General features: G+C 71.9%; 13 protein-coding genes. 11 read left to right on the top strand and 2 right to left on the bottom strand.

What is annotated here, in order from left to right:
- Positions 1-7 precede the first annotated feature (7 nt).
- Together serB and ISO16_RS06285 are read left to right on the top strand one after the other, a co-directional pair.
- On the top strand, positions 8-1,222 hold the full coding sequence (gene serB, locus ISO16_RS06290) for a phosphoserine phosphatase SerB (RefSeq protein WP_170914110.1): 1,215 nt from the start codon (positions 8-10) through the stop codon (positions 1,220-1,222).
- A gap of 76 nt (positions 1,223-1,298) precedes the next feature.
- Complete coding sequence (locus ISO16_RS06285) at positions 1,299-2,072, top strand: peptidyl-tRNA hydrolase (RefSeq protein ID WP_072635537.1); 774 nt, start codon at positions 1,299-1,301, stop codon at positions 2,070-2,072.
- On the opposite strand, the gene glgX is transcribed toward ISO16_RS06285, so the two are convergent.
- On the bottom strand, positions 2,073-4,187 hold the full coding sequence (gene glgX, locus ISO16_RS06280) for a glycogen debranching protein GlgX (protein ID WP_230304486.1): 2,115 nt from the start codon (positions 4,185-4,187) through the stop codon (positions 2,073-2,075). It abuts the gene before it with no gap.
- A 96-nt stretch (positions 4,188-4,283) separates the two neighbouring features.
- On the opposite strand from glgX, the gene ISO16_RS06275 reads away from it, so the two are divergent.
- From ISO16_RS06275 to ISO16_RS06245, 7 genes are all read left to right on the top strand, one after another.
- Positions 4,284-5,117 (top strand): ABC transporter ATP-binding protein, encoded by an 834-nt coding sequence (locus tag ISO16_RS06275; protein WP_037201771.1) that lies wholly within the window; start codon positions 4,284-4,286, stop codon positions 5,115-5,117.
- A gap of 294 nt (positions 5,118-5,411) precedes the next feature.
- Complete coding sequence (locus ISO16_RS06270; protein ID WP_029544471.1) at positions 5,412-6,245, top strand: NUDIX hydrolase; 834 nt, start codon at positions 5,412-5,414, stop codon at positions 6,243-6,245.
- Positions 6,246-6,255: 10 nt separating this feature from the next.
- Entirely contained in the window at positions 6,256-7,035 is a 780-nt protein-coding gene (locus ISO16_RS06265; protein ID WP_006933175.1) for an enoyl-CoA hydratase-related protein, read from the top strand.
- A gap of 53 nt (positions 7,036-7,088) precedes the next feature.
- On the top strand, positions 7,089-8,066 hold the full coding sequence (locus tag ISO16_RS06260; RefSeq protein ID WP_029544469.1) for a class I SAM-dependent methyltransferase: 978 nt from the start codon (positions 7,089-7,091) through the stop codon (positions 8,064-8,066).
- A gap of 1 nt (position 8,067) precedes the next feature.
- A complete protein-coding gene (locus tag ISO16_RS06255) occupies positions 8,068-9,225 on the top strand; it encodes a THUMP-like domain-containing protein (RefSeq protein WP_006933179.1) in 1,158 nt (385 codons plus the stop codon).
- Between the two features lie 75 nt (positions 9,226-9,300).
- Positions 9,301-9,588: an ArsR/SmtB family transcription factor gene (locus tag ISO16_RS06250; protein ID WP_006933181.1), complete on the top strand. Its 288-nt coding sequence runs from the start codon at positions 9,301-9,303 to the stop codon at positions 9,586-9,588.
- Positions 9,585-9,965: a VOC family protein gene (locus ISO16_RS06245; protein ID WP_006933183.1), complete on the top strand. Its 381-nt coding sequence runs from the start codon at positions 9,585-9,587 to the stop codon at positions 9,963-9,965. Before ISO16_RS06250 ends, ISO16_RS06245 begins: the two co-directional genes overlap by 4 nt.
- A 24-nt stretch (positions 9,966-9,989) precedes the next feature.
- Here the strand turns inward: ISO16_RS06245 and ISO16_RS06240 are convergent, their stop codons facing one another.
- On the bottom strand, positions 9,990-11,291 hold the full coding sequence (locus ISO16_RS06240) for an outer membrane protein assembly factor BamB family protein (protein ID WP_072635523.1): 1,302 nt from the start codon (positions 11,289-11,291) through the stop codon (positions 9,990-9,992).
- Between the two features lie 97 nt (positions 11,292-11,388).
- Between ISO16_RS06240 and ISO16_RS06235 the strand changes: the two genes are divergently transcribed.
- Positions 11,389-12,150, top strand: coding sequence for an acyltransferase (locus ISO16_RS06235; RefSeq protein ID WP_029544462.1), 762 nt, complete (start codon positions 11,389-11,391; stop codon positions 12,148-12,150).
- 15 nt (positions 12,151-12,165) lie between these two features.
- Positions 12,166-13,656, top strand: a complete 1,491-nt coding sequence (locus ISO16_RS06230; RefSeq protein WP_050035420.1) for an amidase — start codon at positions 12,166-12,168, stop codon at positions 13,654-13,656.
- The last annotated feature ends 6 nt before the right edge of the window (positions 13,657-13,662 follow it).

The following is a 13,662-nucleotide window of genomic DNA, read 5'->3' as shown; positions in this document are numbered from 1 at the left end:
CACCGCGATGCTGGTGACTGTGACGGGGCCGGACCATCCCGGCGTGACCTCTGTGCTCTTCGCGGCGCTCACCCGGCACGAGGTCGATCTGCTCGACGTCGAGCAGGTCGTGATCCGGGGCCGGCTCACCCTCGGTGTGCTGGTCTCCTGCCCCGCCGATCCCGATGCCCTGCAGGACGAGATCGAGGCCGCCATGGCCACCATCGGCATGCACGCCCAGGTGCAGACCGGTGTCGAGCCGGGTATCGGCTCGACCGTGTCCACCCACGCCGTTGTGGTCCTCGGCAGTCCCGTCAGCGCCCGGGCGCTGCGTTCGGTGGGTCGTGAGCTCGCGCGGCAGGGCGCCAACATCGACTCGATCCGGGGCATCGCCGACTATCCGGTGACAGGTCTCGAACTCATGGTGACCGCGGCCGACCCCGGCGCCGAGGCCGACGTCCGATTGCGCGCCGGGCTCGCCGAGGTCGCCGCGGGCCTCAGTGTCGACATCGCCGTGGAGCGCGCCGGTCTCGCCCGCCGCTCGAAGCGGCTGATCGTGTTCGACGTCGACTCCACCCTCGTCCAGGGCGAGGTCATCGAGATGCTCGCCGCGCACGCCGGCGTGGAGGACAAGGTCCGCGCCGTCACCGAGGCCGCGATGCGCGGGGAGATCGACTTCACCGAGTCGCTGAACCAGCGGGTGGCGACCCTGGCCGGGTTGCCCGCGTCGGTGATCGACGAGGTCGCCGAGAACCTCGAGCTCACCCCCGGCGCCCGGACCACCATCCGCACGCTGCGCCGGCTCGGCTTCCGATGCGGCGTCGTCTCCGGTGGCTTCCGGCAGGTCATCGACGGCCTCGCCCACGAACTCGAACTGGACTTCGTCCGGGCGAACACGCTCGAGATCGTCGACGGCAAGCTCACCGGCCGCGTCGTCGGCGAGGTGGTGGACCGTGCCGCCAAGGCCCGTGCCCTGCGGGAGTTCGCCGCCGAGGCCGGCGTGCCGATCGAGCAGACCGTCGCGGTCGGCGACGGCGCCAACGACATCGACATGCTCGGCGCGGCAGGGCTCGGCATCGCCTTCAACGCCAAGCCGGCGCTACGCGAGGTCGCGGACACCGCGCTGTCCCACCCGTACCTGGACGCGGTGCTGTTCGTCCTCGGCGTCACCCGCGACGAGGTGGAGGCCGCCGACCGGGTCGACGGCACCCTGCGCCGCGTGCCCCTCGACACCGGTGCCTGAGGCCACGGCCCCGCTCGGTCCCGACGTCGTGGCTCGCCACGGTGCGGATGTCGTGGCGCGCCACGGTGCGGATGTCGTGGCGCGCCACGGTGCGGATGTCGTGGCTCGCCACGGTGCGGATTTCGTGGCTCGCCACGGTGTCCTCGCCCGCGGCTACGGGCATCGACCGGACCCGGAGGACCCCGGGGCGGTGCTCGCGATGCCGATCGTGCTGCACATCCCCAAGCAGGATCCGCCCTCCCGTAGCGCGCTGCTCGAGGCTGCTGCGATGGCGACGATCGCGCTGTGCCTGGACCCACGCGTCGGGACCGGGCCGGCCGGTGAACCCGGCCCGTGGCGCGAGCCCTACCTCGCGTGGACCGACGCGCGCATCCGCAAGGTCAGCCGTCGCGCCCGCGGTGCCCAGTGGCGCGCCGCGCAGGAGGTCGACGGAATCACCGTCGAACACCGGGGGGCACACGCCCGGGCACTGGTCCCGGGGCCCGTCGGCGCTCTCGATCCGCGCATCTCGCGGCTGCAGATCGGCGGCACCGATCTGCCCCACGACACCCCTGACGATCCGCCCGCCGGAGTTCCGGTGCTGTGGATCGACGCCGCGCTCGGCATGACCGTCGGGAAGGCCGCGGCACAGGTCGGCCACGCCGCGATGCTGTTGGCCGGGGCCCTGGACGTCGAGCACGCCGGCGCATGGGCCGACTCCGGGTTCGTGTGTGCCGTGCGCGACGCCGACCCCGCCCGGTGGCGGTACCTGACGGAGCGAGTCGACGCCGGCACCGCCGTGGCGGTACGGGACGCGGGATTCACCGAGGTGGCGCCGGGGTCGGTGACGGTCGTCGCCGTCCCGGGCTGATCACGTCGCGATCCGGAACACCAGCAGCGTCGGCCCGGTCAGCGGGAACGTCGAGCCGGCGGGCAGCGGCGTGAGATCCGCGGGCTCTCCGTCGAGGGAGCTCGAGTCGAAGGCGCACACCATCGCACCGTGGTACCACTCGGCCCGGCCGAGGGTCAGGGTGGTGGGGCCGCCTGCGTGCAGCACGAGCAGGCCGCTGCTGTCCGTCAGCGGAACGCCCGCGCGGGTGACCGTGCCCAGCTGCGAGCCGTCCACCCACGCCTGCAGCGTCCGCCGGTTCTCGTCGAGCCAGTCCGCCTCCTGCAGTTCCCTTCCGTCCGCGCCGAACCACACCAGGTCGGGGTAGCCGACCTGGCGGGCCCTGCCGTCGAAGAAGCGGCCCTGACGCAGCACCGGCACCACTTTGCGCAGACGCAACGTCTGCCGCACGAACTCGACGAGTTCCTGGTCCGCGTGCTCCCAGTCGAGTGGCCAGGCGTCGCGGACCGGGACGTCGGCGGGCACGCAATAGGCATTGTTGTTGCCGCCCTGGGAGTGCCCGAACTCGTCGCCGGCGAGCAGCATCGGGGTGCCGGTCGACAGCAGCAGGGTGGCGAGGAGCGCACGCACGTGCCGGGCCCGGGCGGCCACGATCCGCGGATCGTCCGTGGGTCCTTCGACGCCGTGGTCGACGGATTCGTTGTTGTCGCTACCGTCACGGCCCTGTTCGCCGTTGGCCTCGTTGTGCTTGCGCCGGTAGCTGACAAGGTCGGCCATCGTGAAACCGTCGTGCGCGGTGACGAAGTTGATCGACATCCACGGCCGGTGGGTGTGCCGGCCGTAGAGGTCCTCCGAGCCCGCGAGCCGGGAGGCGACCTCCCGGATTCCCGCACCGCGCGCCCAGAAGCGCCGCACCGAGTCGCGGTAACGATCGTTCCACTCCGACCACTGGGGACCGATGTTGCCGAGCTGGTAGCCGGGCAGGGTCGCATCCCAGGGCTCGGCGATCAGCTTGAGCCGGGTCAGGACGGGGTCGGTGGTAATGGCGGTGAACACCGCCGCCCGGGGATCGAAGTCGCCGCCTCGCGGCCGGGCGAGCGCGCTGGCCAGGTCGAACCGGAAGCCGTCCACACCCATCTCCGTCGCCCAGTACCGCAGGCTGTCGCAGATCATCCGCACCGCCACCGGGGAACTGCCGTCGACGGTGTTGCCACAGCCCGTCAGGTCGATGTCGTGGCCGGTGGCGTCGAGGAGGTAGTAGCCGGGCGCGTCGAGGCCGCGCCAGGACACGTGCGGGCCGTCCACCGACCATTCGCAGGTGTGGTTGTAGACCACGTCGAGGATCACCTCGAGGCCCGCCTCGTGGAGCGTGTCGACCATCGTCCGGAACTCCGCGATCTCGTTGCCGGGGGTGGCCGCGTAGCCCGGGTGGGGCGCGAAGTACGACGCGGTGGAGTAACCCCAGTGGTTGCGCATGCCGCGATCCCGTACGGGTGGTTCGGTGAGGAAGGCGTGCACGGGCAGCAGTTCGACGGCGGTGACCCCCAGGCCGACCAGGTGTTCGAGCACGGCCGGCGCCGTCAGGCCCAGATAGGTGCCGCGCCACTGCTCGGGGACGGCGGGATGGCGGGCGGTGTAGGAGCCGACGTGCAGTTCGTAGATCACCGTCTGCTCCCACGGCGTGCCGGGACGGTTGTGCCGGGCCCGGCCGGGGTTGTCGGCCACCACCGACAGCGGTGTGTGGCCGAGGGAGTCCACGGTCGACGCATCGCCGAACGGGGTGCGCTCGTAGCCGAGCAAGCGGGCCGTGTCGCCGATGTCACCGGTCAGCTGCCGGCCCCACGGGTCGAGCAGCAGCTTGTGCGGATTGGCACGTAGCCCGGTCCGGGGCTGCCACGCGCCGTGCACGCGGTAGCCGTAGCGCTGGCCCGAGCGGACCCCCGGCACCGCGCCGTGCCAGACGCCGTACGTCTTGTCCGGCAGGTCGATGCGTTCCTCGCGGCCGGCGTCGTCGATCAGGCAGAGCTGAACACGGCTGCCGTGGGGCGCGTGCACGGCGAACCGCGTCCCGTCGTCGCCGGGGAAGGCGCCCAGCGGGAAGGGACCGGCGTCGGACCGGGCGACGGCAGGTCCCACCGGCGGCTCGCCGGGTGCGGGGGAGGGGTGCGGTGGAGGCGAGGGGTACGACACGGAAGCGATCCTGCCGTGAACCGCTCGTGCGCGTACGCAAAGATGGTCGGCGTGGCAAAACCTGATCCCGATCTGCTCATCGAATTCGACGACGTGCTCGTGCGGCGGGGCGGCAACGTCCTCGTCGGTCCCGTGTCCTGGAAGGTGGAACTCGACGAACGTTGGGTGATCCTCGGTCCGAACGGGGCGGGTAAGACGTCGCTGCTGCGGGTGGCCGCAGCGGAGACATTCCCCACATCGGGGACGGCGCACGTGCTGGCGGAGACGTTCGGGAAGACCGACCTGTCCGAGCTGCGGCCCCGGATCGGGATGTCGTCGTCGGCGCTGGCGAACCGTGTGCCGGGCGACGAGAAGGTCGTGGACCTGGTGATCTCCGCGGGGTACGGCGTGCTGGGGCGCTGGCGCGAGCGGTACGACGAGGTGGACAGCGCACGCGCCGTGGAGATGCTCGAAAGCCTCGGCGCCGAGCATCTCGCCGACCGCACCTACGGCACGCTCTCCGAGGGTGAGCGCAAGCGCGTGCTCATCGCCCGGGCGCTGATGACGGATCCGGAGTTGCTGCTGCTCGACGAGCCCGCCGCCGGCCTGGACCTCGGTGGTCGTGAGGAGCTCGTGGCGCGGCTCGGCGTGCTGGCGGCCGACCCGGACGCTCCGGCGATCGTGCTGATCACCCATCACGTGGAGGAGATCCCGCCGGGCTTCACCCACGCGATGCTGCTCAAGGAGGGGCAGGTGGTGGCGCAGGGTCTGCTCGACGACGTGATCACGGGTGAGAACCTCAGCGATGCGTTCAGCCAGGCGATCACGCTCGACAAGGCGGACGGCCGGTTCTTCGCGCGCCGCACGTACCAGCCCGGGAGGCACCGCCGCGCGTAGCGGAGCGGAGCCGCGGCCGAGCACACCGCCGCGCGTAGCGGAGCGGAGCCGCGGCCGAGGTCACCGCCGCGCGTAGCGGAGCCGCGGCCGAGGTCACCGCCGCGCGTAGCGGAGCCGCGGCCGAGGTCACCGCCGCGCGTAGCGGAGCGGAGCCGCGGCCGAGCACACCGCCGCGCGTAGCGGAGCCGCGGCCGAGCACACCGCCGCGCGTAGCGGAGCCGCGGCCGAGGTCACTGCCGCGCGGAGCAGCCGGGTGGGTGAGTTGTGTGTCACGTCATGCCGTAACTTGTGAGTATGGCTATCGAACGTTCGGGAGAACCCGCGGGTGCAGCGGCGATGCCGCTCAAGGATGCCTCGACGGTGATCCTCGTCCGGGACGGCGACCGTGGCGTCGAGGTGTTCCTGCTGCAGCGCGTGCGCGGCATGGCGTTCGCCGGCGGCATGACGGTGTTTCCCGGCGGCGGCGTCGACCCGTCGGACAGCGCTGCGACGGTGGCGTGGACGGGACCGCCCGTGCCGTGGTGGTCGGAGCGGTTCGGCACCTCCGAGACGCTCGCGCAGGCGCTCGTCCTCGCGGCCGTGCGCGAGACGTTCGAGGAGTGCGGGGTGCTGCTCGCCGGTGCGACACCGGACACCGTGGTGGCGGACACGACACCGTTCGGGGAGGCCCGCAGGCAGCTCGAGGCTCGGGAGCTCACCTTCGGCGAGTTCCTCGAACGTGAGGGGCTGGTGCTGCGTGCGGACCTGTTGCGGCCGTGGTCGAACTGGATCACGCCGGTCGGAGAGGGTCGTCGCTACGACACGAGGTTCTTCGTCGCGGCGGCCCCCGAGGGACAGATCGCCGACGGCGAGACGAGCGAGGCCGACGAGGTGCGGTGGCAGACTCCGCAGGAGGCGATCGCGCACTGGCAGGAGGGCGGCAGTGTGCTGCTGCCCCCGACCTGGAGCCAGTTGACGGCCCTGTCACGGTTCGGCTCGGTCGCGGAGATCCTCGCTGCGGAGCCGCAGATCACGCCGATCCTGCCGACCCGGATCACCTGGGAGGGACAGCTCCGGGTGGAGTTCCCCGAGCAGGACGGCTACTACGAGGCGGGGCCGCATCCGTGGGCCGCCCGGGATGCCAACTAGCCTGTGCCTCATGGCTGAATTCGTGACACTCGAGGTCTCCGACGGTATCGGCACCATCCGGCTCGACCGGCCGCCGATGAACGCACTCAACCGGCAGGTGCAGGAGGAGATCCGGGCCGCTGCGCGCGAGGCGACCGTGAACTCCGACGTCAAGGCGGTGATCGTCTACGGCGGTGAGAAGGTGTTCGCGGCCGGCGCGGACATCAAGGAGATGGCCGAGCTGAGCTACGTGCAGATGAGCGAGATCATCGCGGATCTGCAGTCGGCGCTGGGGTCGGTGGCGGAGATCCCGAAGCCGACGGTGGCCGCGATCACCGGCTACGCGCTGGGGGGCGGCCTGGAGCTCGCGCTGGGTGCGGACCGGCGGATCGCCGGCGACAACGCGAAGGTCGGTGTGCCGGAGATCCTGCTCGGCATCATCCCGGGCGGCGGCGGAACGCAGCGCCTCGCCCGCCTCGTCGGCCCGTCGAGGGCGAAGGATCTGGTGTTCACCGGCCGCTTCGTCGGTGCGGCCGAGGCCCTGCAGATGGGGCTGGTCGACGAGGTCGTCGCCCCGGACGAGGTGTACAACGCGGCGCGCGCGTGGGCGTCGCAGTTCAGCCGGGGCGCCACCCGCGCACTGGCGGCGGCCAAAGCCGCGATCGACCAGGGCCTCGACACCGACCTGGACACGGGGCTGAAGATCGAGCAGCACGTCTTCGCCGGCCTGTTCGCGACGAAGGACCGCACGATCGGCATGGAGTCCTTCGTCGCCAACGGCCCGGGTAAGGCCGAGTTCGTCGGGGAGTAGGCACCCCGGAACTGGAACTTGTTCATTCCTTACCGATGGGTAGGATGCCCTTCATGACTGCAAGCAGGACCGACGGGGTCGACCCCGCGCCGAACCCGCACGCCACTGCCGAGGAGGTGGCGGCCGCCCTTCGGGACACCAAGCTCGCGCAGGTGCTCTACCACGACTGGGAGGCCGAGACCTACGACGAGAAGTGGTCGATCTCCTACGACGAGCGCTGCATCGACTACGCGAAGGGTCGTTTCGACGCCGCCGCCGGTGACCAGCCCCTGCCGTACGAGCGGGCCCTCGAACTCGGTTGCGGCACCGGCTTCTTCCTGCTGAACCTCATGCAGGCCGGAGTGGCGAGGACCGGCTCGGTCACCGACCTGTCGCCCGGGATGGTCAAGGTGGCGCTGCGCAACGCCGGGCACCTCGGCCTCGACGTGGACGGCCGGGTGGCCGACGCCGAGACGATCCCGTACGACGACGACACCTTCGACCTCGTCGTCGGTCACGCGGTGCTGCACCACATCCCCGACGTCGAGCAGTCGCTGCGGGAGGTACTGCGGGTGCTGAAGCCGGGCGGCCGGTTCGTCTTCGCCGGCGAGCCCAGCACGGTCGGGAACTTCTACGCGCGCTGGCTCGGCCGCCTCACGTGGGAGGCCACCACCAACGTCACGAAGCTGCCGTTCCTGCGGGACTGGCGGCGGCCGCAGGCCGAACTCGACGAGTCCTCCCGTGCCGCGGCGCTCGAGGCGGTCGTCGACCTGCACACCTTCGACCCGTCGGACCTGGAGCGGATGGCGGCTTCGGCCGGCGCGGTCGAGGTGAAGGCGAGCAGCGAGGAGTTCGCGGCCGCGCTGCTGGGCTGGCCGGTCCGCACATTCGAGGCCGCGGTGCCCGCGGAGAAGCTGGGCTGGGGCTGGGCGCGCTTCGCGTTCGGCGGGTGGCGCACGCTCAGCTGGGTGGACGAGAAGGTCCTCAGGCACGTGGTCCCGCGCAGCTTCTTCTACAACGTCATGATCACCGGCGTGAAGCCCGGCAAGTAGTGTGGGCTACGCGTTCACCCTCGCCGACGTCGCGTACCTGCGTTCGTCGCAGGGCGCGGCCGATCTCGCGGAGGTGGCCGCCCGGGAGCTGTCCGCGCGGACGCGCCTAGCCGACATCGGCTGGGCGCGTACGCGTTTCGCCGATCTGACCGCGCCGCTGACCGAGACGGTGCTGTTGCGCCGCAGGGCGGTCGCGAAGCTGCCCGCTGCCGGCGGCTGGCTGTTCACCGACGACGCGCTGCAGCAGGCGACGCCGGCGTCCGTCGCCGCGCATCGGGCCCGCCGGCTCGCCGGCCGGCGCGTCCACGACGTGACGTGCTCGATCGGCGCCGAGCTGGCGGCCCTGGTGGGGGTCGCGGAGGCGGTGGTCGGCAGCGATCTCGACCCCGTTCGCCTCGCGATGGCCGCCCACAACGTCCCCGGGGCGGCGCTGGCCCGCGCCGACGCGCTGCGCCCGATCACCCGCGGTACCACCGTGATCGCCGATCCGGCCCGCCGATCCGAGGGCCGGCGCACGCACGACCCGGCGGCCCTGATGCCGCCGTTGCCCGACCTGCTCGACGCCTACGCCGGACGGGACCTGGCCGTCAAGTGTGCCCCCGGACTGGATTTCGATGCGCTGGACTGGGCGGGGGAGGTCGAGGTGGTCTCGCTCGACGGCGGCGTCCGCGAGGCATGCCTGTACTCCCCGGGTCTGGCCACGCCGGGCGTGCGGCGACGGGCGAGTGTGTTGCGTTCGGACGGCGCCGTATTCGAGATCACCGACGCGGAGCCGGACGAGATCCCCGAGCGGGAACCGGGGGAGTGGATCGTCGATCCCGACGGGGCGATCGTGCGTGCGGGGCTGGTGCGGCACTACGCGGCCGCCCACGGCCTGTGGCAGCTCGATCCGCGGATCGCGTATCTCACCGGCGACACCCTCCCCGCGGGGGTGCGGGGATTCCGCGTTCTCGATCGACTGAAGTACACGGAAAAGACTCTCCGGCAATCGCTCTCGTCGATGGACTGTGGGGTGGCGGAGATTCTCGTGCGAGGGGTCGACGTCGATCCGGCGGTGCTCCGGCCGCGGCTGAAGCTGCGCGGATCGCGGTCGCTGAGCGTCGTGCTCACGCGGATCGGCCGCACCCCGACGGCGTTCGTCTGCGAACCCAGTCGCTGAGCCCTGTCCCGGCCGGGTGGGTCGTTCCGGTGCGGGTCTTGATATGCAAGCAAATACTTGCGTATTCTCGACGGTGTGGTCGACGTCTTCAAAGCGCTGGCGGATCCGACCCGGCGGGCCATCCTGGACGAGCTCGTCGACCGGGACGGCCAGACGCTGTTCGAGCTGTGCACACGACTGATCTCGCGGCACGGCCTGGGCTCGTCCCGGCAGGCGATCTCGCAGCACCTGGCGATCCTCGAGGAGGCCGGGCTGGTCCGGACCCGCCGCGAGGGGCGATCGAAGTTCCATCATGTGGACGTTGCGCCACTGCAGGGCCTCGCCGACCGATGGACGGTCGCGCATCGAAAGGAGTCGCAGTGAAGGTCACCCTCACCAGCGTGTTGGTCGACGACCAGGACAAGGCGCTCGCCTTCTACACCGACGTCCTGGGTTTCGTGAAGAAGACCGAGGTCCCCCTGGGCGAGGCGCGGTGGCTCACCGTCGTCTCGCCGCAGCAACCGGACGGGCCGGAACTGGTCCTCGAGCCCGACGGCCATCCCGCCGTCCGGCCGTTCAAGGAGGCCCTCGTCGCCGACGGTATCCCGTTCACCTCGTTCGCGGTCGACGACGTGCGCGCCGAGTACGAGCGGTTGCGCAGCCTCGGGGTGCGATTCACCCAGGAGCCCCTCGAAATGGGCGGCATCACCACCGCCGTCTTCGACGACACCTGCGGCAATCTCATCCAGATCGCCGGCTGAGCCGTCGCCGCCCGCGGCGAAAGGTCAGCGGAGCACGTAGACGTCGCCCGGCAGCGTCGCCGTGACGAACTCGCCGGCCGGCCCGACCGCGGTGCCGACCGAGAATCCGGCCGCGTCGGGCAGGGTCTCCTCGTCGAGCGTCTCCCCGCTGGCGGCGTCGAACACCAGCGCGGCCAACCCGTCGTCGGCTCGGGCCACCGTGTATCCGATGCCGTCGGCGGTCAGCGCCGGCACCCCCAGCTGGCGCACGTCGCCGCGGCGCCACACGAGTTCGGCCGCCTCACCGGTGTCGCGCAGCGCCACCAGGTCGCCGGTCCGGCCCCCCGGCGCGAGGACCAGCAGTCCGTCGGCGGACACCGCCGGTCCGGTGGAGGCCGTGTACCCGAGGTCGTGGCTCCACCGCGGCGTCCCGGTCCCGGCATCGAGGGCCCACAGGGCTCCCTCGCCGTCGTGCACGTACACCGTGGCGCCGTCCGCGGACAGCACGGGACTGGTCGTCGCGCCGCCCGGAAGCTCCAGCTGCGACCACTCCTCGACCACCCGCGCATCGTCGCCGCCGGTGTAGCGCATCGACACGACGGCGGCGCGATCGGCGCCCGGCCGCCACAGCGTCACCAGAATCCGGCCGGTCCCGAGATCGACCGCCGGGGTGGTGGCCACCGGGCAGTCCTCCGATCCGCCGAAACATGCGGCCAGACCGTGGTCGTTGGGCAGCCGTGGCACGTTCGTCCCGTCCGCCACCCCGGGGGTGGGCACGAGGTCGAAGATCGGGGCGGCGTGCCTGCCCGTTTGCGGGTCGAGCACGTTGACCTGACCGAAATGCGTGACGAACACGAGGTTTCCGTCGCCGGTGAACTGTGCGGTGCCCGGCGTCCCGCTCACCGGGATCCGCCAGCGCCGCTGGCCGTGCTCGTTGAACGACACCATCGCCCCCTCCTCGCCGACGTAGATGTTGGCCACGCCGTCGGCGGTGGGAGTCACCCCGGTGACACCCGGCGCGAGGCGGGTGCACCAGCGCTTGCGGCCGGTGTCGATCTGGAACGAGACGAGGTTGCAGCCGGCGGCGGTCGCGGCGGTGACGAAGATCTGTCCGTTCGCCGCGACGCTCGCGGGCGCGGTGACGGCGCCGCCGAGCGGACGTGACCAGGCGGGCGCGAGGTCGCGCAGCCCGTCGGCGGGCGCGGTGTTGCTGTTGCGGGCGTCGGCGTACCGACCCGGCCACGCCCCGGCGGCGAGGACGTCGACCGGGCCGCCGTCGCTGCCGCATCCGGTCAACACCAGTGCCGCCGAGGCCGTCAGCATCACCGTCCGCAGGGCAGCCCGCATCACTCATCTCCTCGCCATGGCTCGAATGACCCGATGGGCCACACTATCGGGCCGGGTGGCGCACTCGATGCGCGAGGCGGACCGTACGCTGGCAACCATGACGAGCATGTGGGGCGCACCGTTGCGCACGAGGTGGCGGGGTTCTCGTCGGCGGGACCCCGATCAGGCCCGATTCCTGACCGTCGATTCGCTGCGATGGGTGCTGGCGCACAAGGCGTACACGCCGTGGTACCTGGTCCGGTACTACCGGCTCGCCAAGTTCAAGCTCGCCAACCCGCACGTGATCCTGCGCGGCATGGTGTTCCTCGGCAAGAACGTCGAGATCCATTCCGTCCCCGAGCTGTCCCGGCTCGAGATCGGCCGGTGGGTGCACATCGGCGACGGCAACGCCATCCGCTGTCACGAGGGGTCGCTGCGCATCGGCGACAAGGTGGTCTTCGGCAAGGACAACGTCGTCAACACCTACCTCGACATCGAGATCGGTGCCTCCACACTCGTCGCCGACTGGTGCTACATCTGCGACTTCGACCACCGCACCGAGGACATCACGTACCCGATCAAGGATCAGGGGATCGTCAAGAGCCCCGTGCGGATCGGACCCGACACCTGGATCGCGACGAAGGTCACGGTGCTGCGCGGCACCCGCACCGGCCGCGGCTGCGTCCTCGGCGCGCACGCGGTGGTCAAGGGCGACATCCCGGACTACAGCATCGCGGTCGGATCGCCGGCCAAGGTGGTCAGGAACCGCCGCACGGACTGGGAGTCCGGTGCCGCCGACCGGGCCGCGTACGTCGCCGCGCTCGAGGACATCGCGCGCAAGAAGGCGGGCCGCGAACCGGCGGCGGAACCCGGTTCCTGATCCGGGGCGCCTGCGATGGACTACGCCGACTACCGCCGCTACGACGCCGTGGGGCTCGCCGAACTCGTCACCCGTCGCGAGGTCACGCCGCGCGAACTGCTCGACGCGGCCCTCGCCCGGCTCGACGCGGTGGAGCCCACACTGAACACCGTCGTGCGCCGGCTCGACGAGCAGGCGCGCAGCCGGGCCGCGGAGCGCCTCGAGGGTCCGTTCGCGGGGGTGCCGTTCCTGGTCAAGGATCTTCTCCAGGACGTCGCGGGGATTCCGACCGGCAGCGGGAGCAGGTCCCTGGCGGAGCTGCCCGCCGTGCGCAACGCGGTGGTCGTCGATCGCTGGCTGGACGCGGGCCTCGTCCTCTTCGGCAAGACGAACACTCCGGAGTTCGGGGTCAAGGGGGTGACCGAGCCGGTGGCGAACGGTCCCACCCGCAACCCGTGGAATCCCGCGCACACGCCGGGCGGGTCCTCCGGCGGATCCGCGGCGGCGGTCGCCGCCGGCGTGGTCCCGGCGGCCGGCGCGAACGACGGCGGCGGCTCGATCCGCATTCCGGCCGCCTGCTGCGGGCTGGTCGGCCTCAAACCGGGCCGGGGCCTGGTGCCGAGCGGACCCGAGGTGGACGAGGACCGGCACGGGGCGGTCAGCAACGGCGTCGTCACGCGCACGGTGCGCGACGCGGCAGCCATGCTCGACGTGCTGGCCGGTCCGGACCCGAACGGGCCCTATCTCACGGCGGCACCGCAGGAGTCGTATGCGTCGGCGGCGAGTACCCCACCGCGGACGCTGCGCATCGGGTTCGCGACGGACTCCCCGATCGGCACCGGCGTCGACCCGGAGGCCGTCACGGCCGTCGAGAACGCCGCGGCGCTGCTCGCCGAGCTGGGCCACGCCGTCGAACCCGCGGCGACGGGGATCGACGAGCGGCGGCTGTCCACCGACTGGCTGACGATGTGGTTCGCCTGGCTCGCCGCCGACGTTCGGCAGGCGCGCCTGCGCACCGGGTGCGCCCCCGACGCGTTCGAGCCCGACACGCGGTTCCTCGCCGCGCTCGGCGACTCCGTGCGGCCCTCGGACTATCTCGCCTCGCTGCGCCGGTGGAACGGGTATACGCAGCAGCTCGGCGCGTTCCACGAGCGGTACGACCTGCTGCTCACGCCGACCCTGGCGTATCCGCCGGCGCGCGTGGGGGAACTGGCCACGCCGCCCGCGCTCCAGGGGGCCGCGCGCCTGATCGTGACGGCGCGGCTGGGCCGCGCGGCGCGGTGGGCCGGGCTGATGGACCGCATCGTCGACGAGAACCTCGCCCGGACGCCGTACACCCAGCTCGCGAACATCACCGGGCGCCCGGCGATCTCGGTGCCACTGCACTGGACCGCAGCGGGATTGCCGTTGGGCGTGCAGTTTCTCGGGCCGCTGGGCTCGGAGGGACTGCTGCTGTCGCTCGCGGCACAGCTCGAGCGGGCCCGGCCCTGGGCGCACCGCGAGCCTCCGCTGCTGCCGTCCCGGTGACGCGGG

Source organism: Rhodococcus sp. M8 (genome assembly GCF_015654185.1).
Taxonomy (GTDB): domain Bacteria; phylum Actinomycetota; class Actinomycetes; order Mycobacteriales; family Mycobacteriaceae; genus Rhodococcus; species Rhodococcus aetherivorans.
The sequence above is the reverse complement of the archived record's forward strand: the minus strand, read 5'-3'. Positions and strand labels throughout refer to the sequence as shown.

Bases quoted from the DNA above. Each gene is read 5' to 3' on its own strand.
- serB (WP_170914110.1), top strand. From the start codon at position 8: ATGCTGGTGACTGTGACGGGGCCGGACCATCCCGGCGTGACCTCTGTG.
- ISO16_RS06275 (WP_037201771.1), top strand. From the start codon at position 4,284: ATGGTCGGCGTGGCAAAACCTGATCCCGATCTGCTCATCGAATTCGAC.
- ISO16_RS06270 (WP_029544471.1), top strand. From the start codon at position 5,412: ATGGCTATCGAACGTTCGGGAGAACCCGCGGGTGCAGCGGCGATGCCG.
- ISO16_RS06265 (WP_006933175.1), top strand. From the start codon at position 6,256: ATGGCTGAATTCGTGACACTCGAGGTCTCCGACGGTATCGGCACCATC.
- ISO16_RS06260 (WP_029544469.1), top strand. From the start codon at position 7,089: ATGACTGCAAGCAGGACCGACGGGGTCGACCCCGCGCCGAACCCGCAC.
- ISO16_RS06240 (WP_072635523.1), bottom strand. From the start codon at position 11,291: ATGCGGGCTGCCCTGCGGACGGTGATGCTGACGGCCTCGGCGGCACTG.
- ISO16_RS06235 (WP_029544462.1), top strand. From the start codon at position 11,389: ATGACGAGCATGTGGGGCGCACCGTTGCGCACGAGGTGGCGGGGTTCT.
- ISO16_RS06230 (WP_050035420.1), top strand. From the start codon at position 12,166: ATGGACTACGCCGACTACCGCCGCTACGACGCCGTGGGGCTCGCCGAA.